17 protein-coding genes are annotated in these 22,130 nt (G+C 42.6%); 2 read left to right on the top strand and 15 right to left on the bottom strand.

Features of this window, described 5'->3' with window-relative positions:
• Positions 1–892: 892 nt before the first annotated feature.
• Positions 893–1,066: a hypothetical protein gene (locus tag NSS82_RS19655; protein WP_341109894.1), complete on the top strand. Its 174-nt coding sequence runs from the start codon at positions 893–895 to the stop codon at positions 1,064–1,066.
• A gap of 147 nt (positions 1,067–1,213) precedes the next feature.
• Here the strand turns inward: NSS82_RS19655 and NSS82_RS19660 are convergent, their stop codons facing one another.
• A complete protein-coding gene (locus tag NSS82_RS19660) occupies positions 1,214–1,999 on the bottom strand; it encodes an SDR family NAD(P)-dependent oxidoreductase (RefSeq protein ID WP_076272696.1) in 786 nt (261 codons plus the stop codon).
• 197 nt (positions 2,000–2,196) lie between these two features.
• On the opposite strand from NSS82_RS19660, the gene NSS82_RS19665 reads away from it, so the two are divergent.
• Positions 2,197–2,850 (top strand): TetR/AcrR family transcriptional regulator, encoded by a 654-nt coding sequence (locus NSS82_RS19665; protein WP_036688255.1) that lies wholly within the window; start codon positions 2,197–2,199, stop codon positions 2,848–2,850.
• Positions 2,851–2,983: 133 nt separating this feature from the next.
• On the opposite strand, the gene NSS82_RS19670 is transcribed toward NSS82_RS19665, so the two are convergent.
• The 14 genes from NSS82_RS19670 to NSS82_RS19735 all read right to left on the bottom strand — a co-directional run bounded on the left by NSS82_RS19670 (position 2,984) and on the right by NSS82_RS19735 (position 22,120).
• Complete coding sequence (locus NSS82_RS19670; RefSeq protein WP_036689061.1) at positions 2,984–3,799, bottom strand: ABC transporter permease; 816 nt, start codon at positions 3,797–3,799, stop codon at positions 2,984–2,986.
• 2 nt (positions 3,800–3,801) lie between these two features.
• Positions 3,802–4,833: an ATP-binding cassette domain-containing protein gene (locus NSS82_RS19675; protein WP_076272697.1), complete on the bottom strand. Its 1,032-nt coding sequence runs from the start codon at positions 4,831–4,833 to the stop codon at positions 3,802–3,804.
• Between the two features lie 109 nt (positions 4,834–4,942).
• On the bottom strand, positions 4,943–5,275 hold the full coding sequence (locus NSS82_RS19680) for an ArsR/SmtB family transcription factor (RefSeq protein ID WP_038571799.1): 333 nt from the start codon (positions 5,273–5,275) through the stop codon (positions 4,943–4,945).
• Position 5,276: 1 nt separating this feature from the next.
• Complete coding sequence (locus NSS82_RS19685) at positions 5,277–5,699, bottom strand: SRPBCC family protein (protein ID WP_036688260.1); 423 nt, start codon at positions 5,697–5,699, stop codon at positions 5,277–5,279.
• Positions 5,700–5,892: 193 nt separating this feature from the next.
• The gene (locus NSS82_RS19690) at positions 5,893–11,400 is read right to left on the bottom strand and encodes an OmpL47-type beta-barrel domain-containing protein (protein WP_076272698.1); all 5,508 of its coding nucleotides are present in this window, start codon (positions 11,398–11,400) and stop codon (positions 5,893–5,895) included.
• A gap of 31 nt (positions 11,401–11,431) precedes the next feature.
• Positions 11,432–12,868, bottom strand: coding sequence for a glycosyl hydrolase family 28 protein (locus tag NSS82_RS19695; RefSeq protein WP_076272699.1), 1,437 nt, complete (start codon positions 12,866–12,868; stop codon positions 11,432–11,434).
• 107 nt (positions 12,869–12,975) lie between these two features.
• Complete coding sequence (locus NSS82_RS19700) at positions 12,976–14,562, bottom strand: extracellular solute-binding protein (protein ID WP_036688263.1); 1,587 nt, start codon at positions 14,560–14,562, stop codon at positions 12,976–12,978.
• Between the two features lie 87 nt (positions 14,563–14,649).
• Positions 14,650–15,513, bottom strand: a complete 864-nt coding sequence (locus tag NSS82_RS19705; RefSeq protein WP_038571808.1) for a carbohydrate ABC transporter permease — start codon at positions 15,511–15,513, stop codon at positions 14,650–14,652.
• A 30-nt stretch (positions 15,514–15,543) separates the two neighbouring features.
• Positions 15,544–16,518 carry an ABC transporter permease gene (locus NSS82_RS19710; protein WP_076272700.1) on the bottom strand — a complete coding sequence of 325 codons (975 nt, stop codon included), beginning with the start codon at positions 16,516–16,518 and terminating at the stop codon, positions 15,544–15,546.
• A 195-nt stretch (positions 16,519–16,713) separates the two neighbouring features.
• Positions 16,714–18,945 carry a helix-turn-helix domain-containing protein gene (locus NSS82_RS19715; protein WP_076272701.1) on the bottom strand — a complete coding sequence of 744 codons (2,232 nt, stop codon included), beginning with the start codon at positions 18,943–18,945 and terminating at the stop codon, positions 16,714–16,716.
• 208 nt (positions 18,946–19,153) lie between these two features.
• Positions 19,154–19,771, bottom strand: a complete 618-nt coding sequence (locus NSS82_RS19720; protein WP_076272702.1) for a glycerol-3-phosphate acyltransferase — start codon at positions 19,769–19,771, stop codon at positions 19,154–19,156.
• Positions 19,771–20,235: a hypothetical protein gene (locus NSS82_RS19725; RefSeq protein WP_306031560.1), complete on the bottom strand. Its 465-nt coding sequence runs from the start codon at positions 20,233–20,235 to the stop codon at positions 19,771–19,773. The genes NSS82_RS19720 and NSS82_RS19725 overlap by 1 nt, the downstream gene beginning before the upstream one ends.
• Positions 20,214–20,852: a glycosyltransferase family 2 protein gene (locus NSS82_RS19730; RefSeq protein ID WP_306031562.1), complete on the bottom strand. Its 639-nt coding sequence runs from the start codon at positions 20,850–20,852 to the stop codon at positions 20,214–20,216. Before NSS82_RS19730 ends, NSS82_RS19725 begins: the two co-directional genes overlap by 22 nt.
• Before the next feature lie 65 nt (positions 20,853–20,917).
• A complete protein-coding gene (locus tag NSS82_RS19735) occupies positions 20,918–22,120 on the bottom strand; it encodes an MFS transporter (protein ID WP_038571815.1) in 1,203 nt (400 codons plus the stop codon).
• Positions 22,121–22,130 lie beyond the last annotated feature (10 nt).

Here is a 22,130-nt window from a genome sequence, read left to right on the forward strand (position 1 = left end):
ATATCCCCCCATGATTACTTCATCTGTCGTAGTAGTTGCAGTATAACATAATTACTACGACAGATGAAGTAGTTAATGGAAAAATAGGCCAAAATAATTTGAGGACCGAACCTTCTTTGATTAAATCCAATTGCTTTCTGCGCATGACGTAGCTTCCAATACGGAGTTACGTGTACGAAGGTTCATGCCAGTAGTATTTGCGGGGACGATGGTGTTTACTAGTAGGTTGTTTGCGAGGACGGGGGTGTTTACTAGTAGGCTATTTGCGAGGGCGAGGGTGTTTACCTCCCCTTACTTTGGCGGACGAGGTACTATCGGACTCAGTTGACCTTATTCGCAGAAATCCCCCACTTTTCTGATCCTATCGGACCCCAATGCACCTATTGGCGCACAAATCACCATATTTAGAACCCTTTCTAGGGAATAGCTGCACTGGAGTCCGAAACTGCGCTGGAACTGCGAAAAACATACTAATAACACCATTGGGGTCCGTTAGCCTTACTTGCCCAAATATCTATTGTAGCAACAAACCAACGCTGGTTTTTTGTCCTTTTTATTGAACCTTAATACAATAAGGTTGACTGCAAGAACATAAGTGTTTACCTCGCCTTACTTTGACGGACGAGGTACTATCGGACTCAGTTGACCTTATTCGCAGAAATTCCCCACTTTTCTGATCCTATCGGACCTCAATGCACCTATTGGCGCACAAAACATCATATTTAGAACCCTTTCTAGGGAATAGCTGCACTGGAGTCCGAAACTACGCTGGAACTGCGAAAAACATACTAATAACACCATTGGGGTCCGTACCACAGTGGACAATTATGAGTCGGCGATGTGATTTAGAAGTCGATTGGTAATTTTGTTGATGTTGTTGTTGTAGATGTTGATGATGTTGGTGATGTTGATGTTGATGGTGATGGTGACGTTGATGTTGACGTTGACGTTGATGGTGATGGTGATGGTGACGTTGATGTTGACGTTGACGTTGATGGTGACGTTGATGTTGATGTTGACGTTGATGTTGTTGTTGGTGTTGGTGATGTTGGTGATGTTGATGTAAATTCAAGCGAACGGAGTCAAAGTCAGCAAGTCAAAACACAAAACAGCGGTTCTCCCATATTGGGGAGAACCGCTGTTTTGTTGTTTTTTTATAATTAAAATAGTTAATCATTGCTAAGGAATACACCAGCTTGAATACGTTGACCCATTAATGTCGCGTACGGAGCATGCGTCCAACAAAATAAAGCATTTGTTTACGTGTGAAAAAACGTGACATTTGAGCTGAAATATAGTTTGTAAATCCTGGGACAGCAAACACTTTTTTTGCCTGAAGCGACCGAAGAGCCACTTGAACGACATTTTCTGGCGTGTCTCGTTTCCCTACCGAAGCTTCATCGGCTCCCACGACATTAAAAAATTCTGTTTCCGTAGACCCCGGACATAACGCAAGAAATTGTACGCCCCGTTTCCGATTTTCCTCCCATAGCGCTTGTGTAAATGATAATACAAAAGCTTTTGTCGCTCCATATACAGCCATATTAGGGAGAGGTTGAAATGCTGCTGTTGATGCAACGTTTATAATCACTCCGCTTTTTCTTTTTAACATCTCTGGCAAAAACAAATGGGTCAGATCTACAACCGCCAATACATTTAGCATCACTTCTTCATGTTGTCTCGAACCAGATAGTTGTTCAAAAAGCCCATGCGTAGCAAAACCTGCATTATTAATAAGAATATCAACGTTCAAGCCACGTTCTACACATTGTTGATGGAGCCTGTCAGGGGAACCTTCTTGAGATAAATCAGCAACTAGAACCTCCGCTTGAATTTGAAATTCTCGTTGTAATTTTTCCGCTAAAGCAATCAATTTATCTTCAGAACGGGCGACTAAAATTAAGTGACTTCCTTTGGCTGCAAGTTCTCGAGCAAACGCTTCACCTATACCCGAAGAAGCTCCGGTAATCAACGCCCATTTATTTTGAATTGTAATCATTGCTATCATCTCTCCCTTTAATGACCATCTAGAAACACTGTTTCAATAAGAATCATTGTATCCAAGTGAGGTTGCGTTGTCAAATAAAGTTCTACACATTTAATTATTGGCTATTTCTCTTCTACATCAGTAAAATAAGGTTTAGAAATAACGGCTATCTAAAAAGCTAAAGTAAAGTTCTAAGGAAGTGAAACTACATGCAAAAATCGTCCGAAATATCTTCTATAGATGCTCAATCTGTTACAACCTACCCAAAAGCAAAACAACAGCATGCGGAAACATTAAGACTGAACATTATCGAAGCCGCTGCGGCCATCATGCATGAATCCGGACCCGAAGGTGTAACTATTCGCAAGGTTGCTGAAAAAATGGAATGTCCCACAAAGATCATTTATAACTTGTTTGGAAACAAGGAAGGTTTAGCGAAGGAGCTTTTTTTGCAAGGGTGTAAATTATTAGCTGCTGCCTTTCAAGCGGTTCCAAAACAAGATAATCTAAATTTATATCTTCGCGAGCTTGGACAAGCTTATTGGGATTTCTCACGGAATCATACCAGCTATTATATGGTTATGTTCGGAGGGGCCTTTAGTGAATTCAAACCGGAGGAGGAAAGCTTACATGCTATCTTTACGGCACTACAACAAGTGATAGCCCTTATTACAGAAGCGATCGAACAAGGGTTTATTAATGAGAAAGACCCTCTCCTTGTTGTTAACCTGGTATGGGCGTCATTGCATGGCGTCATTCATCTGCATTTGGGTGGACATATTCAAAATGAGGAAACTGCTAAAATATTGTATGATAGATCGGTCTCCAATTTAATTCATACCTTCTTTAAAAAAGATAAGTAATTCTAAAAAGCCTCTTTGCAAGTCCCTCCTCAACAAATTTAAGCCGTAATCTTGGGATATCCTTTGATCACGGCTTTTTCAACATAATAAAAAACACAAAAAAACGGCATTTCTGCCGTTTCTTCATCTCTAATTATGTCCGGCGCATATATGCACGCACAGTAATAGGTGCAAAAATCGCAACAATCACAGCGGCTCCGATAAGTGAGATAGCGAAATCCCAGCCTACGGTTCCAGAGTTAGCAAGCTGCCGGACAGCTGACACAAGATGCGAGATTGGATTTACTTTGACAAACCATTGCAGCCAGTTAGGCATCGTATCTACAGGCACGAAGGCGTTGGATAGAAAAGTGAGTGGGAACAGCACAATCATTGATATCCCTTGTACGCTGGAAGCGGTTCGGGCAATCACACCAAAGAAAGCGAAAATCCAGCTAATCGACCAGGAGCAGACGATAACCAAAAGCGCAGCAATTGCGACATGCTCCAGACCGCCATCAGGTCGGTAACCCATAATATAGCCCATGACAAAAGTAAGCACAGTTGCGATCGTATATCGAATTGTATCTGCCAACAAAGCTCCGGCTAATGGGGCTATTCGGGCAATCGGCAATGACTTAAAGCGGTCAAACACCCCTTTATCCATGTCTTCCCGCAGTTGGACCCCAGTGACGATGGAGGTCGTGATTACAGTCTGCACTAGAATACCAGGAATAATAACGGGCAAATAGCTCACTACATCTCCTGATATGGCTCCACCAAAAATATAAGTAAACATTAGTGTGAAAATAATTGGCTGCAGCGTTACGTCGAACAATTGCTCGGGTGTGCGACGGATTTTCAATATCCCGCGATAAGCCATCGTTAACGAGTTACGAACAGATTGTTTGAAGCTCGTATGGTTTTTCAATTGTCGGGTCGCACCTGGACTAATAGTAGAAGTTCTCATACTCATGCTCTTGCTGCCTCCTTATTAATTGATTCTTGTGACGCTTGGGACGCCTCATCCGTAACTCCATGGCCAGTGATCGTCAAAAACACTTCATCAAGCGTCGGTTTCTGCACACTCATCTCCGCAAGTGGAATCCCCGCTTCGCGGAGTGCAATAAGCAAATCAGTGACTAAATCAGCGTTCGCCATCGGTGCAGTAATTTTCCCAGCCTCATTCGGCCCAATAGACTGGATATGCAGCACATGTTCCACAAGCCGGCGCGCTTGAGCGATATCTTTAAGATTTTGGACTTTTAAGTGCAGCGAGGTGGTGCCGACTGAAGCTTTTAGCTCATCCACGGTGCCTTCTGCAACGACATGACCATGATCAATAACTGCAATACGGTCTGCCAGCTGATCGGCTTCTTCAAGATACTGTGTAGTTAACAGCACTGTTGATCCTGTGTTCACCAACCGACGAATGGTATCCCACATTTGCGAACGTGTCCGTGGGTCCAGGCCTGTTGTTGGTTCATCCAAAAAGATAAGCGGAGGCTGGGCAATCAGACTCGCTGCAAGATCCAGACGTCGGCGCATACCGCCAGAGAAATTTCGAAGTGGCCGTTTCGCCGCCTCCGTCAGACCAAACTCTTCTAACAACTCCGCTGCCTTTTGCCGCGCCTCTACCCGCCCTAACCCTAAAAGACGTGAAAAGATAATCAGATTCTCTGTAGCACTAAGTGACTCATCCACAGAAGCATATTGTCCCGTAACCCCTATCAATTGCCGAACAATCTGCGACTCCTTTACCACATCATGCCCGAAGATTCGCGCCGACCCCGCATCCGGACGAAGTAACGTAGCCAGCATCCGAATTACCGTCGTCTTTCCAGCCCCATTGGGACCAAGAACACCGTAAATTGTGCCTGCCTTAACTTTTAGATTTACTTCATCAACTGCGCGATTGTCACCAAACGTTTTGACGAGCCCACGCGCTTCGACGGCCCAATCTCCAGGGTTGGGCTCAATTATTTTTTTGCGTTCATTTACCATTACAATTCCTCCAACGTTTTAGTTTGTATTGTGATGGTAACTCCCTATTATAAACTGAATTTAAACAACACAAAAAACCGGGGAGCGCGATCTCACGCCTCCCGGTTTATCACTTCTCGTCTGAGTCAGCCTCAACATATTCTTTAAGCGCAAATAATTTATTAGCCCAATAACCTTCAAAAAAGGCAAGCCAATCTTGCAGCTCCAGCAAAGGTTCTGGCTGAAGCTTATACCGGGTCTCCCGTCCGACTTTCTGACTGCTAACAAGCTGCGCATCGGACAATACCTGTAAATGCTTATTAACAGCGGTTCGGCTGATCGGGTAGCAATCCGTAATAGATGCTATAGACATTTCCTTATTAGCGAGCAGCTTTAGCAGACTGCGGCGGGTAGGATCTGCTATCGCCTGAAATACATCATGTCCTGCTTCAGCAACCGGCATATTAAGCCTCGATATAAGCAGGAAGTTTTTCTTGGACGATTTTTTCCCAGCCGCTGTTCATAAAGCCGCGTACGATTGGATGTGGTTGTCCAAATTCAGTAACTTTTTCAGGGTCCCATCCAGAATGAATCAAGGTAAATTCAGTTTTCCCTTCGATTTCTTTCAGTTCAAAAGCAAGATGCCAATCCTTCCCCCAATTAAAACCAACACGATTCGGAGGATCAACTTCGGTTACTTTACAAGGAGAATCTCCGAATTGTCCAGCATGCAGGATGAATTCATGCCCAACAACAGGCTCGAATGTACTAGGCATCCACCAGGCTGCCATTCCTTCTGCCGTGGCAACAGCTTTCCAAACCTTTTCTATTGGCGCATCTAGTAAAATCGTTTGACGAATTTCTTGTAAGGGTTCTTGAGTTTGCATAATAAATAGCCTCCAGCATTCAATTAATATAACACCTTTTGGGTTCACTTTTGATTATAACACCTATAGGTGTTATGTCAATTTACAGAATTCCCTAATTCTCCGTTCGTTATTCAACGTCTCAATCCCTCTAAAAAAGCCCCTCCCTCGGTCATCCCGAAGAAAGGGCCTTCCTATTTCATCAGCTCTATGATCAGTTTCTTAGCTTGACAGTTACTGTGATTTTCTCACTAGATGTCTCGCCTGATGCATTGACTAATACTGCGTAATATTCATATACACCTGGTGCTTTATCTTTAAGTTTCGTAACTGTCATCTGAGCCGCAGGGGTAGCCGTGTTTAGTGTCTGGGTGTCGATCACTTCTCCATTCTCATACAAACGGTACTCAGTACCATTGGTTCCCCACCACATATTCATCATAACGTCATAAGTTCCATCCCCGCTCCAGTTGTCGTGGGATACTATAGGCTTACCCGGTGTTGTATCGATAACAGTAAGGGTAAGCGGATCGCATATCGTCGAGCCGAAGCTGTTTACCAGCTCGCAAGTGTACGTGTAGGTTCCATTTGTTTTGCCCACAATATCCGTACTCAATGTCTGCGCATTCGGTGAGCTGTCTGTCAGCATCTGGGTACTGATCAGCACATCGTTTTCATAGAGCTTAAACTCGGTACCGTTGTTCCCCCACCAAAGATTCATCGTGACGGCATAGTTGCCATCTCGAAGCCCGGTGTCGTGCCCATTATTGTCAGATAACACTGGCTTTCCAGGGGCACCACCAGCAAGCGGAGTTGTATTCTGGAGCCATTGTGACCAACGGACTAGAACCTCTGCCTGCTCAGAAGTGAACACCTGATTACTCTGGAGGTTCACTTCACTATTAAAAGCTTCCAGCAAGCTGTGAACTTCTGCGCCAGCATGCTGCTCAGCTTTTTCTTTTGCGTTAGCCAGCTGCTGCAAAAGTGAGTTGGTTACGTTTTCTAAATCTGGAGCACCCGTCTCAGCTGCAAAAGTTTCGGTTAATGCCGACAAGCTGTCAAATGTCGCATATACACTAAACGAATGCTCTGCCAACCCGACATTGCCCGCCGCATCCTCGGCTTTCGCAGTTACACTATGAGTTCCCGGTTCCAGCGTATACGCCTTTACATCTGCGAGCGTTGAATCACATGGCGAATAAGTGATGCCTGATACAGTATCAGCTGCACTACAGGTGATGTTTAATGTCTGCTCTATGGTATAGGAAATCTCTCCGTTAATTACCACCTGTGGTGCGGTCCGATCAATCTTCACCACAGCAGTCTTCTGCGGCTGTTCCACATTACCCTCTCTATCAACGCTCCAATAAACTAACTTATGTGTTCCTTCATTGGACAAAATAACTGAATTCCCGGTTTGCTGCTCGCCATCGTTTACTGTGAAATAGGTTACCGCAACACCAGAGCCCGCATCTGTAGCTGTGAAGGTTACCAACGTATCCTTGTTAGTCCAACCTTGTGGCGCATCATCCATTGTCACCGGAGCTGTATGATCTGCCCCTTTTACTACACCATAAAAGCGTAATTCTGCCATGTTTCCAAACCAATTACTACTATTATAGATCCGGATATAACGATAGGCTTCTGCATTACTAATACTTAAGGTCTGCCAATCCATCGTTTTTCCTGCAGGAGAGGAGATTGTCGTCCAGCTTGTATTATCATTCGAACCCTGAACCACAGTCCCATTGATTCGTGTAAAATAATTATCTTGCCTGGAAAGCACCTCTGCCTTGGACAGCTGAACCCTATTCCCTTCTTTAAAATCAAACGTTATAAATCCTCCATATCCACTGCCATTTACCCGAAAATCCGTAATTGAGCCTGCATTTCCATCGAATAATGATCCCGCAACATTCCTGAGATCAGTGGATGTTCTCCCACTGGAATCACTTAAATTAGTAATCGCAAGCACATTACTAATCAACTCGGTCTCATCGGGAATGTACAGAGATGAACCATCTGTAGTTGATGTTTTTTCCGGCCCCTCGATTCCCTCCTTTGTCTTGTATTTAATACTAAAGTTCACAGGTCCAGGTTGTACGTTATTGCCCATCACCGCTTCAGCCGTCCAATTGATCTTATCGACAGTAGCAATGGTTGCGACTTGACCCTGAATATTGACATTCACTTGGTTTATTGCATCGCTTGCTTTAAAAGACAATTTCACCGTGTTCCCAGACACAATTCGTTTCTGGATACTTTGGTCGGAGCTAATGGACACCGCATCAAGCTTTGAATTGATTTTAACATCACCATACAAACGTAGTTCAGCCATGTTTCCATACCAGTTGTTTCCATTGGTGATGCGGATATAACGATAGGGTTCTGTGCTGTTAATCGTCAACGTCTGCCATTCCGGCGTATTCCAGGCTGCATTAGAGATCGTAGTCCACGTCACATTGTCGTTGGAGCCTTGCACCACTGTTCCATTAATTCTGCCCGCATAATTATCTTGCCTTCCGATTACTTCTACCCTAGACAGCAATGCCTGGCCACCTTCTTTAAAGTCAAAGGTTAGATAGGCACCATAACCACTGCCATTTAAACGAAAATCCGTGATAGAACCTAAATTATTATCAAATAAAACTTTTGCTGTTGCCAAAAGATCAGCCGGATTCCTTCCACTGGAATCGATTAGATTTGCTATCTCAAGCACATTAGCGACAAGCCCTGTCTGATCTGCAATGAATAAAGTAGAACCATCTGTTGTAAAAATAGTCTCTACAGCTGCCGTTTTATAATTGATTTTAAATTTCACAGTACCTGATGGAACATTTTCATTCACCACAAGCTTAGCTGTCCAGTTGATATTGTCCACAGAACTGACTGCAACAGGTTGACCCTGTATATTGGCCGTGACATTATGGATCATTTCTGTAGACTTAAAGGATAATTGAATCGTATCCCCTGGAATAATCCGATTTTTTAAGCTTTGATCTGAGTGAATGGACACGGACTCTAATTGATTTACTGTCTCATACCGCTGGCCAAAGATTCTAAATTCAGCAATTTCCAGCATAGTACTCGAAGGCTTTATCATTTCCATTTTCAAAAATCGGAATTTTTCATGCTCCAGGCCTGCTTGAACCTCTAGTCTCTGCATCTCTTCAGTAACTGTTGTCAAACCGGGAGTTAAGCGGGTCCAATTTTCTTTGTCATTCGATCCGAACATTGCAACGCCGCCAATTCTCTCCGGAAAACTAGCTCTTACCTGAAGCTCAAAGCTTTCTGCTGATATTTGAAAATCCGGTCCTAAATCCATGTAATGCGCCCGATCCTGCGCTGTATAATACCCCACAAAACTATCATTTGTGTTGTCCAGCAGATTCGGGACTGCATTACCAAAGGTTGAGCTGACAAACATATTCGTAAAATTAACACTTCCATCTTTCATTAAAGGCGTCAATTCTTTAAGACTTTGCACTGCAAGATTCAGGTCAAATAACTTCTGATAGAAGACCTCGTCAGTGACATTAGTAATTACATCCATTACCTCAGCATGCACTTGCTTATAGTGAGCTAACGTTGCCGAAATGTAAGGCACATTAGCATGATAAGGAGAAATGACAGCGTTGACGGCAGAATGCCGATCATTCGCTACTACAACAGTAACATCCTTGGTTGTAACCGAAGTGCCGTCTGAGGCACTCACTACAAAGGAGTACGTTCCCGCATGTGCTCCAGACCAAGAGAAAACACCTGAAGTTTCATTAAACAGTGCGCCCTCAGGTAATTGATCCGCTTGATAGGCAACAACATCCGTTGCACCTGCGTCTGTCGCAGAGAAATCAAATTGAATTGCCGCTGTAGATCCCTCATAGGTAAATAAAGATACCGGTGCCTTCCCTGATGTAAATACTGGAGGGGTAAGCTGTGCCCCAGCTTTTAAATTAATATGGTCAATATCGACTGTTGTCCCATTTCCTTTCACATTAAAATAGACAAGATCGCTGAAGCCTTGGAACTCATTGAACGCATACTGGATATACCTCCATTGCCCCTTTGTATCAGGCAGCGTAACGGTATCGCCAAACACCTCCATGGTTGCTATGCCATTAGTCCGAATCTTAAAAGCAATGGTTCGTTCGCCGCTGCTTGCACCCACATAAGCAATTTTACTGCCCTCATCTGTTGCGGTAATCTCAACGTAAGTAGTGTCTCCTTCTTGTTTTGTGGTGGAGTGACTATCAAGCTTCGTGTACCGGTCTTCTAGTTCTCTCAAATCTGGATTCGTTATCCCCTTCGGCAGATTGAGCGTACCCTCGCCCTCTGCTTCTTTAGGGATGTACAGCCAATAATCCCCGCCTCCATCCGGAGACTCCCAATAGAAAGGCAATCGCTTAGTAAACATCTCGCTAAAGTAAGGAGCTTCAACCTCCATATTTATTCCAGCTGTATATTTATAATAATAATAAAGGTCATAGACATTACCGCCAATTCTCCCCCTGTAACCGCCAGCCAAGTGTTTATAGATAATCGTTGGATTTCCATTTACATCTGTATGTGCCGCCACTGGAATCCATGGTGTATCATGGCCAATCATATACTGCGCAAAGTAGTCGGCAGCTTTTAAAATCCGTTGATCTAGAAATTCATACGGACCCACCGCATTTGGCGTATCAGAAACAGTCCCCTCTACCGGATCTACCTTTGTTTCCTGAGCCAATAATAAACGTGATAAAATCTCTACATTCGTTATATCCCCAGCGCCATGCGCCTGATCTCTGCCCATTTCAACATGCTGAACTACGGGAGGATTAACTTTTTCCCCTGTTACAATATTTGTATCAACCCATCTGAATAATGCTTTTATCGCGCCATTTTGCCCCTGATCGACAGCGGTTTTATTGACGGTAAACCATTCAACTCCCTCATTGTACCTATCTTTATTTCCTGTAAAAATATAACCTGACATAGCTCCAAGCAGCGGATAAAGATGCTGGTTCATAAAACGATCATTGGTGTGTTGGAATGTTTCAATAACCGGATTAATAAGATTATTCGTAAAATCAGCGACATCTTGTTCCGTCCATTTCAGCTCTTCAGTTTGAGTACTTGTGTACCTTAAGATTTCCGCCGCAGTAACCATTCGATTAAGCGGAATTCCTGTATGAATATGTGCATCATTAAAATACACGTATTTCTCAGGGTCCATCTGTGACCAAATCCGGATAATATGCATGGCATTAGCTCTGTAAACCTCATCACCCGATATTACATACAATAGAGCTTGTGTATAAGCCTTCAACCCATCCGCTATAAATCTTGAATTAAAGCCTTGGCTATTAAAAGCATCGCTCGCTGGTTTCAACGGATTCGCACCACTCTGATTGTTGGAAGTGACCGTTCTTGAAGCTGCCGGAGAGAGAAGCATCTGATTATAATAAGTGATCCAGGGTTCTTTTTGCGCCCGTACCTGTGTCCTAATATTCTCAAGAATATCCTTGGTCAGGCCAACACCCGGATGTTTGAATCCGCTTTCATCTATAACCTCATTAATGGCAGGTTGGTAATCCGTAATTATCGACAGCTCTGTCGATTCTACTGCGGCTCCTTCTGCTGATAAAGGCACTAGCGTTACCAACAAACTTAAAGAAACTGTGATCCTAAAAATACGTTTAAGCGATTTTCCAAAGAGTAGCACTTTAAGTGAATTCATTGTTCTCCTCCATTCATTTACATCCTCTGATTTAATGCAAATAAATACCGCTGGCAAATTCATTCACTACAAAATGTTTGTTATTCAGGTCGACAATAACCTCTCCATTAATCTGGAGATTATAAAAATAAATGTCCTTCACACCTCTTTCCTCGTCATAGCCGAATATACGGGAAGGATGGGTATTCTTCCCATTGTAGTGGATATCGCTAAATTCAATATTTTCGATACAGCGTCCTGGCACCGGATTATAGGTTTTATTCCACACCACGCGGACATCAAACAGCTGACCTAGTTCTAAATCCTCCACCCGGATATTTTTGAAAGTAACCTTACGAATGGTATTGTTGTCCCCTGCACAAATTGCCATAACGCCCCAATAATTTTCCTGCGGCTCGTGATGTTCAAGCACATCGATATTTTCGAACCAAATATTTTCTATAAAATCGCCATTATGTTGGTGATCACCATGAATACCGACATGTATGGCATGAGCGACGTCCGCCCAGAGTATGGAATCTTTAACCGTGATATGGCGTGTGTCTCCATAATACTCTCCACGACTGCCGTAAATGGCAATGCAATCATCAGAAGTTCTCAAGAACACATCATTAATATCCACATTTGAGCTAGCCATCATATCAATTCCATCACACCAGCCGCGTGTACTGAAAGCTTTGAAGTTATGAATGCGAATATGCTTAGACGCTCCGATATATATACTGTAATGCGGAGGATCAAGCGTGATGATCCCTTCGATCTCAATCTGTTCAGAATGCTGGATTTGAACGCCTCTTAAATAAGTGGTTTTCTCCATATCCGCCAAATACAGAACACCTCTGCCGCGAACAACAACATTCTCAGCATGGTCAATCATTATGGATCCGCAAAGGATCGCGCCTCCGGCAATATAAACGGTGGTCCCAGAAGGGATATGCAGCATTGGATTCTCGAATTGATGAAGCCCGGGCATAAAATATATCGTCTGACGCTCCCCGTTAGCCCTTTCTGACAAATGCTGAACTTGTTCTGCGATAGCCGCAAATTGATGTATTCCTGGTTGGACAAGCACTACATTATCATCGTCATGTCTAGGAGGGGCTGTCTTCAAGGGGTTGGCAAAAAGATGCAAGTTACTAAAACGTTCTCCATTGATTTCAATGGAAAGCTTACACGGGTGCTCCAATGTGAACAAAAGGGTATTCTCTTCGATTTGAAAGGAGATTTGGGATGCCAAAGGGCGAATAACCGCTTGTTCAATCTGTTGTTTTTTACAATGAACAGAGACCTCCACCGTGCCATCCATATCAAAATAAACCATCGATGTCGACCGAACCTGATGCATATCCACCTTTGCTTCAAAAACAAACAGAGATTGCCATACCCCACCAGGCTCTCTTACGCTTACTGTAAAATCGTCTTTCCCCAGGGCTTCATTCGGCTGCTCATAAATAATTAATTCGCTCATTTCAACCTCCGTTATCTTAGAATCAACTCTCTTAAGGGTTTAATAAATAGGCTGGAGCAAGCTTTTGCTCCAGCCTATCATCCAGTACTAATCAGCGGGCAACCGCTCTATTTACGATCCGCCAACACTTTATTTACTTCATCCGTTACTTCCTGACCTCCGGCTTTTAGCCAGCTATCCTTGAAATTATCAAAATCTTTACCCGTGTTCGCTTCTCCTGTAATCGCCTTGATAACAAACGTATCTTGTAACGTCTTCAGATTGCCCCAATACTTGGGTTTGCTTGTCAATACCGCTGGGCCTAGTACATCAAGCAATGGTGTAACACCTGGAGTGATCTTGTCTCTCAAATCTAGCAATTCTTGTTTTACCGTATGTTTTTCCATTGAAGTGTCTGTGGAGCTAAGTGGATTATAGAAATTGCCCGCTCCCATCTTCGGAGCACTAACCTCTTCATCCGCTTTTGGAATGGCAAGGTCCCCTTCCATATCATAGCTCACCCCCAATTGACCGAAACCTGTCAGCAGAAAACCTTCGGAATCCGTAGACACATATTCAAGAATTTCCATAATTTTATGGCGTTTTTTCTCATCCTTTTCGAGTTGAACACCGAACAATACTGGCGCCTGTCTTGCACCATACGCGAATGAATAAGCAACGCCATCTGGAGCTGTAAACGGCTTGCCAGGCACGAATATTTGACCTTTCTCTAGACCAGGTTTTGCGACAAACCCAGATTCTTTATAAAAATTGCCCCACTTCCCGTTATCCACCATACCCACTTTTTGATCAGCAAATTTAATATTGATTTCGTTATTGTCACTAGTTATGAATTCAGGATCAATCAGACCCGCTTTGTACCATTTGCTCAATAACGCCAATGCTGATCGTGTCTCTTCTGTAACGCCTCCATAAACTACGTTCCCGGAAGCATCCTTCTTGAATTGATAAGGGGAAACAGCATAGGCTGAGAACACACTTGTGAACAATTGTTCTGGAAGCTTGCCGCGGCCGATTAAGCCGTAAGTATCTTTCTTCCCATTTTTGTCCGGATCTTCATTAACAAATTTGGTGAGTACATCTTCAAGCTCTTCCAATGTCTTGGGTGGTTCTGAGTAGCCAATATTTTTCAGCCAGGCTTCATTATAGCCCGGAATAAATCCATCAAGACCACCTGGCCAAATTTTCGGGATCCCCCAGTTTTTTTCGTTGTATAAGCCTACGCCCCATGCCCCGGAATCAACGGAATCCAATGCTGCTGCATATTTCGGCATCAGGGATTCAATTTCAGCCTTATCAATTGTCGCAATGATCCCTTGATCTGCCCATTGCACCATATCCGTTTCGTTTGCATCGACCGGGAAGATATCAGGAATATCTCCAGAAGCTAGAAGCACCGAAAATTGTTCTTTCCAAGTTCCACGTTCCAATTTAATATTTTTGATTTTTACATTAAATTTCTTCTCTAGCTCGGTTTGCACATAGTTACCGTCTTCTTCTGGCGTATTAAAGTTGTTCGCCCAAATAATTTCAATCGGAGCTTCAGCTGCTGATGTCCCCCCTTGACCTTGATTCGTAGGCTTAGCTTCGTTAGTGCTATTATTCGCCGCATTCCCGCCACAACCACTCATGACAAGTGAAGCCGATAGGGCTATCGCAGCAATTTCCAACCATTTCTTGGATGTATGCCTCATATTCTTTTATTTCCTCCCTTTTCTTGTTCATCTATATATTTAGACAGCTCGCGGATATAGCGGACTGTTTAAACCATTCTGAGTCTTCTAACCCTTAAGTGATCCAACCATAATTCCTTTGACGAAGAAACGTTGCAGGAATGGATAGATCATTAATATAGGCAGCGCTGTAAACATAATAATAGCTGCTTTGACCATTTCAGGAGCCTGCTCATTAGTAGGAAGTGGTAACATCGGATCTCCTTCGGCTGAAATAACAAGCCGTCTTAAGAAGAGCTGCAGTACAATCTTTGATTGATCCTGCATATATAACATTGCATCAAACCAAGCGTTCCAGTGCCCTACTGCAGTCCATAGGGCTAATGTTGCTAGAACAGGCTTCGACAGCGGAACAACAATCGTAAATAAGATCCGCATATCATTAGCCCCATCTATTTTAGCTGAATCCTCCAGTTCCTCCGGTATACCCATAAAGAAATTTCGCAGGAGCAGAAGATTAAACGTGCTGAGCAGGCCGGGGACAATATAAACCCATAACGAATTTATAAGCCCCAGACTTTTGATTAGCAGATAGGTAGGGATAAGCCCGCCGCCAAAAAACATCGTTACAACAATGAACATTGTATAAAATCCCCGGTGCGGCAAATATTTGCGAGACAGCGGATATGCTCCCAGTGACAGAAACACCAGTGTCAGAGCCGTTCCTACAACTGTGCGAAAAACCGTATTCCCCATCGTTTGCCAGACCGTATCAGTTGTCAGTACACGCTTCCAAGCAAAGAAGGAAACTTCTTTAGGATAGAAATGAATTCCCGGCCGAAGGGCCTCCGCAGGTGTGCTAAATGATATAGAGAGCACATGCAAGAAGGGATAAATCATCGTAATACAAAGAATGATTACAAATAGGATTAGAAAGACTTGGAATACTTTTTCACCAGTGGATAGCTTCAATTGTAGTTACTCCTTCCTTACATTCATTCATTAATAAAGACCTTCCTGCCCCATTTTTTTCGTTATGAAGTTTGCAAATAACACCAGGATAAGACCCACCACATTTTTAAATAATCCAACAGCCGTCGTTAGACTGAACTGAAAGTTTTGCAGACCTATCCGGTACACATAAGTATCTAACGTATCCGCCACTCCATATACTGCTGGTGAATAAAGTGTTAAGACTTGATCGAAGCCAGCATCCAGCACACTCCCTACCCGAAGAATAAGCAGAATAGCAATCACCGGCAGGATCGAAGGAATGGTGATAAATAACGTTTGTTTCCAGCGATTGGCTCCGTCCAGAACTGCAGCTTCGTACATTTGGGAATCAATGCTTGCTAATGCAGCTAAGTATATAATCGTTCCCCAGCCGATTTCCTTCCATATTCCTGACATAACGAGCGTAAAGCGGAAATATTTCTCGCTGCCTAAAAAGTAAATGGGATCAAAGCCGAGCCACTGAATAATATAATTGACCACACCCGAATTCGGAGATAACAAAGTGATCAATATCCCTCCAATAACGATCCAGGATAAGAAATGGGGTAAATAGGATATCGTCTGTGCAACCTTCTTGAAGAAAGAAAACCTAAGTTCGTTAAATAACAGCGCCAATATAATCGGTGCAGGAAAACCAAAGATGATATGGTAAAAACTGATAATAAGCGTGTTCTTAATAATTTTCCAAAAGTCGGGTGAAGCTGTGAACAAATATTCGAAATGCTTAAAGCCGACCCAAGGACTTCCCCAAATTCCATCACGAATAAAATAATCTTTAAAAGCCAGTTGAATGCCATACATCGGGCCATAAGCAAATATGGTATACCAGATGATCACGGGAGCTAGTAATAAGAATAAATATTTGTTTTTTTTGTATTGGCGCCAAGTATGTGTCCACCTCGAGACTTTCGGCTTAAGATTCTCTCCCTGTTTTTGAATGCCAGCAGTGCTTGCCGGGTTCATAGTTGTTTTCTCCTTCCGAATACGATTTTGCGTTAAGACTGTGTCTGAACACCCCTTACGTTAGGGTATTGTAAGCGCTTTTTCTATTGTAAATTCATTAAAATCAGTAAATTATCTTCGTATTGGGGCTATAATTTTTCAAACAAAAGAAAAGACAATCGCGAGACGATTGCCTTTTCCACATGGATTAGAGAATTATGCACTTGAATGGCTCGAATGGTTTGCATTGCCTGCGTTCCTATACTGGACCGGTGTAACTCCGTAACGTGTTTTGAATTTGTTGTGAAAATATTGCGGGTTACGATAACCCACCTGAGCAGAAATCTCAGCCACGGACAGCTGCTTATTTTCTCTTAATAAATCAGCCGCCTTCTCCAACCGCACTCGGGTTACATATTCAGTGAATGATTCATTCATAACGGTTCCGAACAAGGTAGAAATATACGAGGGCGCCAACGAAGCAACCTCAGATAATTTATTTAGCGATAAATCCTCTTGAATATTATCATCGATAAAGATTTTTAATTTATGAATGATCTCCGTATGTGCGTGATTACCTGACTCTTGAATATAAGCTGTAATTTGTGCTGATAAATCACGAATGGAATCAAGTGTTTCGGCCAACGTTTCCTTTTTGAACTCATCGAACAGACTGGAAGGCGAAACGATTTGTTGCAGATCAAGCTCAATAATGGTCTGATACAGAACCGTAACCAACTGAAGCAAGCCTAACTCAACCGTCTCCAATTGGACATCACCTTTCTCCAGGACCCTCTGGAAATCGTCCATAAACCTGTTCATCGTAACATCATTGCCTGCCTTTAATGCATTTTTATAAAGATCAAAAGAGAATAAGTGTGGCGTAACATCGTTGAGCGGGATATGTGAATACCGCACAATAGCTTCCGAACCATAGATAAACCGATAACGATAGGCATGTAAGGCATTTTGATACGAAAAGGGGATTTCTTCAGGTGCCTGAACCTTCGATCCAAGCGCTGCTCCAAAGTGTAGTTGCTCGGGCAACCCATTTTTTATAAGCTCCAGCTCCTTCAATAATAAAAGCTCCAGCTCTTCGGGATCCTTATTCAACTCACTGAAATAGATAATCGCCGCTTCCTGCGTATTCAAGCTGACGAATTTATAAAAGCTATAGGCAGCATGCTGTTCATAAAAAGCCCTGAATTCCTCGCAATCTCCCTTGGTTATACGAATATAGCTAGTCATGTAATAACATTGCAAAGGTAAATAATCGTAGTAATCCGAGCCAACACCTGCACCTAATACCAGATTTTTTAGTTCATTCACTTTAGCTTTAGATTCTAAGGTTTCGATTTTTTGACCTAGCTTTGAGATTGTACTACCAATAATAGCAAACTCATTTTGCGAATAGTTTACGGTGCCTGGATGATAAAAGCTGCGAACATTGTTTACAAGCTTCTTCATAGGAACATATACACGTTTGGAGATCAAATAAGCGAATAGAAGCCCAATTAACAATACCAGGATACAGGTGATAAATATTTGACTCTTCAGCTGCTTTGATGAGGATACAAATGAATTCATAGGCCGTATTAATACGTATTTCCATTGATTATTCGAGGTTTGGTCATTTTTAAGAGACAACACATATTTGTCGCGTTTATTATAATGAATTTCCTTATTATTCCCCGCTGACTCCATCCATTGCTTAGCAGTCTTAAGCCCCTCTTCGACGTTCGAGCCCGTATGGATAATAGGGCTGCCCTTTTCATCAAAAGCATATAGCTTTTCCATCGGCGAGCTCATCGTGCTGGAAATCATTTTATTGATGTATTCTAAGCTAACGTCAATATACATGGTTCCGGTTGATGTTTTTGATAAAGCGCCATAGGGAAGGGCGATTGCGTAAGTCAACACCTCTTCTTTATCCGATAACGTTCTATAAGTCCAGCGGTTTAATGCTGGTGTAACTGATGTTTTTAAGAAGGAAGCATCTGGAGAATTGACCAGCTTCGAATAAAACTGGCTGTTATCGATGATATAATTACCTTTCTCGAAGTATGTGGATATTTTGTAAACGCCTTCATTAGTAAGCTTGAAAATTTCGAGATCCTTGCGAAAAGCTAATATTCTGCTCGTATTACCTTCCCATTCACTGTCCAGTAAATAATTCAGCATAGATTGATTCTCTAACGACAAGGTAGACACTGCTCGGTTGCGGATACTGTTTTCGTATTTTTGCAGCAGCGTATTTTCCACAAAATCACTTGAAGTCATCAGTCGTTGCTTGCTGTCTCTGGCAATCTCATCCACCATTAAGCGATTAGCCTGAACATACAGATAACTGCCCACAAGTCCGATTAAAACAACGGCTAATAATGTGAATGAAAAAATCAGATGGGTAAACAATGTGCCTCCATTTCTTAGTCTGCCGCCGATCTTCATCACAAGCCCCCCTTTAGTTCATAACCCTATCTCTGTAACTTTCTAAATTGAAAGCATTTATAATTAAAGATACTAAAATGCACCAACTTTAGCCATTATAAAATCTTCTGTTTAAAGATAACGCATCTTATAAAACCGAAAAAAACAGGCTTCCCCGAAATTAATCGCTGGAAACCTGTTTATTAACCTATACGAGATAAAAGTAACTTCAATGCCCCCGCTCCCTTTTTAAATATTCCTTCACCCATGCAATCCATTCTAACCTGTGCGTATACACAAGGATTACAAAGCTCCCAAGCCATACCCATAGGATAGGAGCAGACCACTTACTGATGCACAAATAGACAAAAAGGAGTAGCATTCCGCTAACCACTTGCACACCATCCGAGACAGGTGAATTTCCTCTGCTTTTGTACCCGCTGCCGAGTACTTTCAACACTGCCAGGATGACCGCTAACGCTAAAGAGGCTTTGAATCCTGTCAATGCACTCCATACCCCAAAGGTTACGGCAATCGCCTTCCCTCCTTTTCCTTTAAGAAATGGAGAGAAGGCATGACCCGCAACAGGAGCTAAGGCAAGCGGAATAATGAAATAACCCTGACTATAATGGCTTCCCATTACCCATAAAAGAGGCAGATATCCTTTTAAAAAATCCAACAACACCCCAAAAATTCCGAATTTATACCCAGATGACTTCCAGAGATTCAAAGCCCCCGGATTACCGTCGCCTATGACCTTTAAATTATTTTTACGCGCTAACCCAAGCCAATAGGAAAACATAAGAGATCCCGACAAAAATAAACCCGCGACCCACAATATGATCATTAGTCCCTATGTCCTCCCACCTGGATATGCCTTCCTTTCCAGCTTACATGCCTCAGAAAAACGACCTGATATATCGAATAAAGCATAATCAAGATAAAGAAAAGAGTAGCAACCACGTGAAATACTGGAATGACGATGCCAAAAACCCCTACATATTTAATAAAATAAAAGAGCTGGAACATATAAAGGAGATAACCAAAAAGTAACGGCAATCCCCAAGAAGTATTCGCAAAAATAAACACAGTTTCTGAGATGATGAGCCCGACCACCCAAAGTGCAATTGGAATAATCGTCCGCGGGCTTAACGTTGAGGTGCTTAAGACAGCCCCTTTACTGAAGCCTTCAATTTCACTTTTTATCCCCTTCGGATACATACGAAAAGATACTAAGCCATACCCGATAAAATTTCTAATGGGAACACTTGCCGCGATAAACTTCTCTCCTAAAGACAAATCATCCAGCACTTCAGATCTAATGCTTTGACCTTTTCATAATCCTGCCTTAAAGCTAGAATACACGAACCGTATAATCCTTTTTTGGCGTTATTCTTTTCAAAAACGGAGGTGAATGTGAAGATCCCCAGCATATTCATAATTAAGGCAAGTTTCTCAAACAGCTTTTCTGTATGATGAAAAGGAACTACCGAAATGACACCTTTCGATAGCTCCCTTGCTTTTAATAATGAGGCCAGAGCGTTAGGCTTTAACCGGATATCTGCATCCAGAAAAGCAAAAATATCGCCCGAGGCTTGCAAATATCCATTCCATACTGCCCAGCTCTTGCCCGTCCATCCCTCAGGGAGACTGCTATTTGCAATAACCTTAACTCCATAGCTTTCGGCAATTTCCTTGGTCCGATCCTCCGAGAAGTCATCCACAACAATAATTTCATAGGGGGTAATGGTTTGGAGCTGGAGTGAGTCGAGCAGAAAACGCAAATTATATTCTTCATTCCTTGCGGGGATGATGATGGACAATTTCTCCGGTCCTTGAAAATATTCTTGATCAGCGGCCAATATATTCTTTCTAAACAATATAAAACCGGAGAGACATCCAACACCTATAATAATTAACAACCACATGTACAGCTCCCCCCTCCTATAGCTATATATATGAAGGGTTAGTCCGTAATATATTCAATTCAAATTTAACCGACATTTACTTTTGCTGAGTAATGATTAAGCTTTTCTGTACACAAGAGCATAACGATGGCAAAAAAAACGATCATCGCAGGAAAAATACCCAGCGTGAATTTCGAAGCTAATAAGCCGATAAAAGGCGGCATCAGCGTGGTGCCGGTATAAGCTGTTGCCATCTGAAAGCCCATAATTGACTGAGCATGTCTCTTCCCGAATCGTACAGGGGTTTCATGTAGCATACACGGAAAAATGGGGGCTAACCCTAAACCTATAATCATAAATCCTACAAGTGAAACTATAGTTGGAAGCGGCAATACTAACAGCACCGTACCGATTAAAGCAATGAGTTGACCATATCGAATTAGCTGTTTATTACTCATTTTAAAAGTAATGAAACCCGTCACCATTCTACCAAAGGTAATCCCTAGATAAAAAAACGATACCCATGTCGCTGCAGTTGATGCAGGAATATCTTTAATGTTTACAAGAAAGCTGCTCCCCCATAACCCCATACTCGTTTCTATGGCAGAATAAAATAAAAAGGTTAACATCGCTAGCTTTACCCCTCTTAATTTCCAAGGTTTTGTGTTCTCTCCGGCATGCTCTAGCTCCGGATGATTGAACTCGGGATCACTTTCAGCATTCGGGTGGTTATTACTCCCAGCCACTCTATCCCATAAAGGCAGTGTAACGAATAGAATAATGACTAAGCTCAATTGTATGTAAGCAACCGTAAGATAACCTTGCCGCCATAGACCTTCACCAGAGATAAAAGAGCCCATAATAATAGGACCCAGCGTGGCGCCCACTCCCCAGAAACAATGTAACCAACTCATATGATGGGCTTTATAGTGCGTAGCAACATAACTATTTAATCCGGCATCTACAGATCCCGCACCTAAACCGAGTGGAATCGCAGCAACAATTAACCACACTAACGAAGGTGACCATGCAAAACCAAGCAACGCTACAGCAGTCATGATGCAGCTAACAAGAGTCACTTTCCCCGTACCAAAACGTTTAAGGATAATGCCACTCATCAAACTGGACACTATTGTGCCTACTGCAATGACCATCGAAAGAATTCCAGCCGTACCTAATGAAGCATTTAAGTCCATTCTCATCACTGGCCAAGCGGATCCAAGCAATGAATCTGGCAAGCCTAAACTAATAAAGGCTAAATAAATAATAATAAGAAAAAAAGTTGCCATAGTTATCTCC

It is taken from the genome of Paenibacillus sp. FSL H7-0735, from assembly GCF_038008505.1.
Classification (GTDB): domain Bacteria; phylum Bacillota; class Bacilli; order Paenibacillales; family Paenibacillaceae; genus Paenibacillus_AQ; species Paenibacillus_AQ odorifer.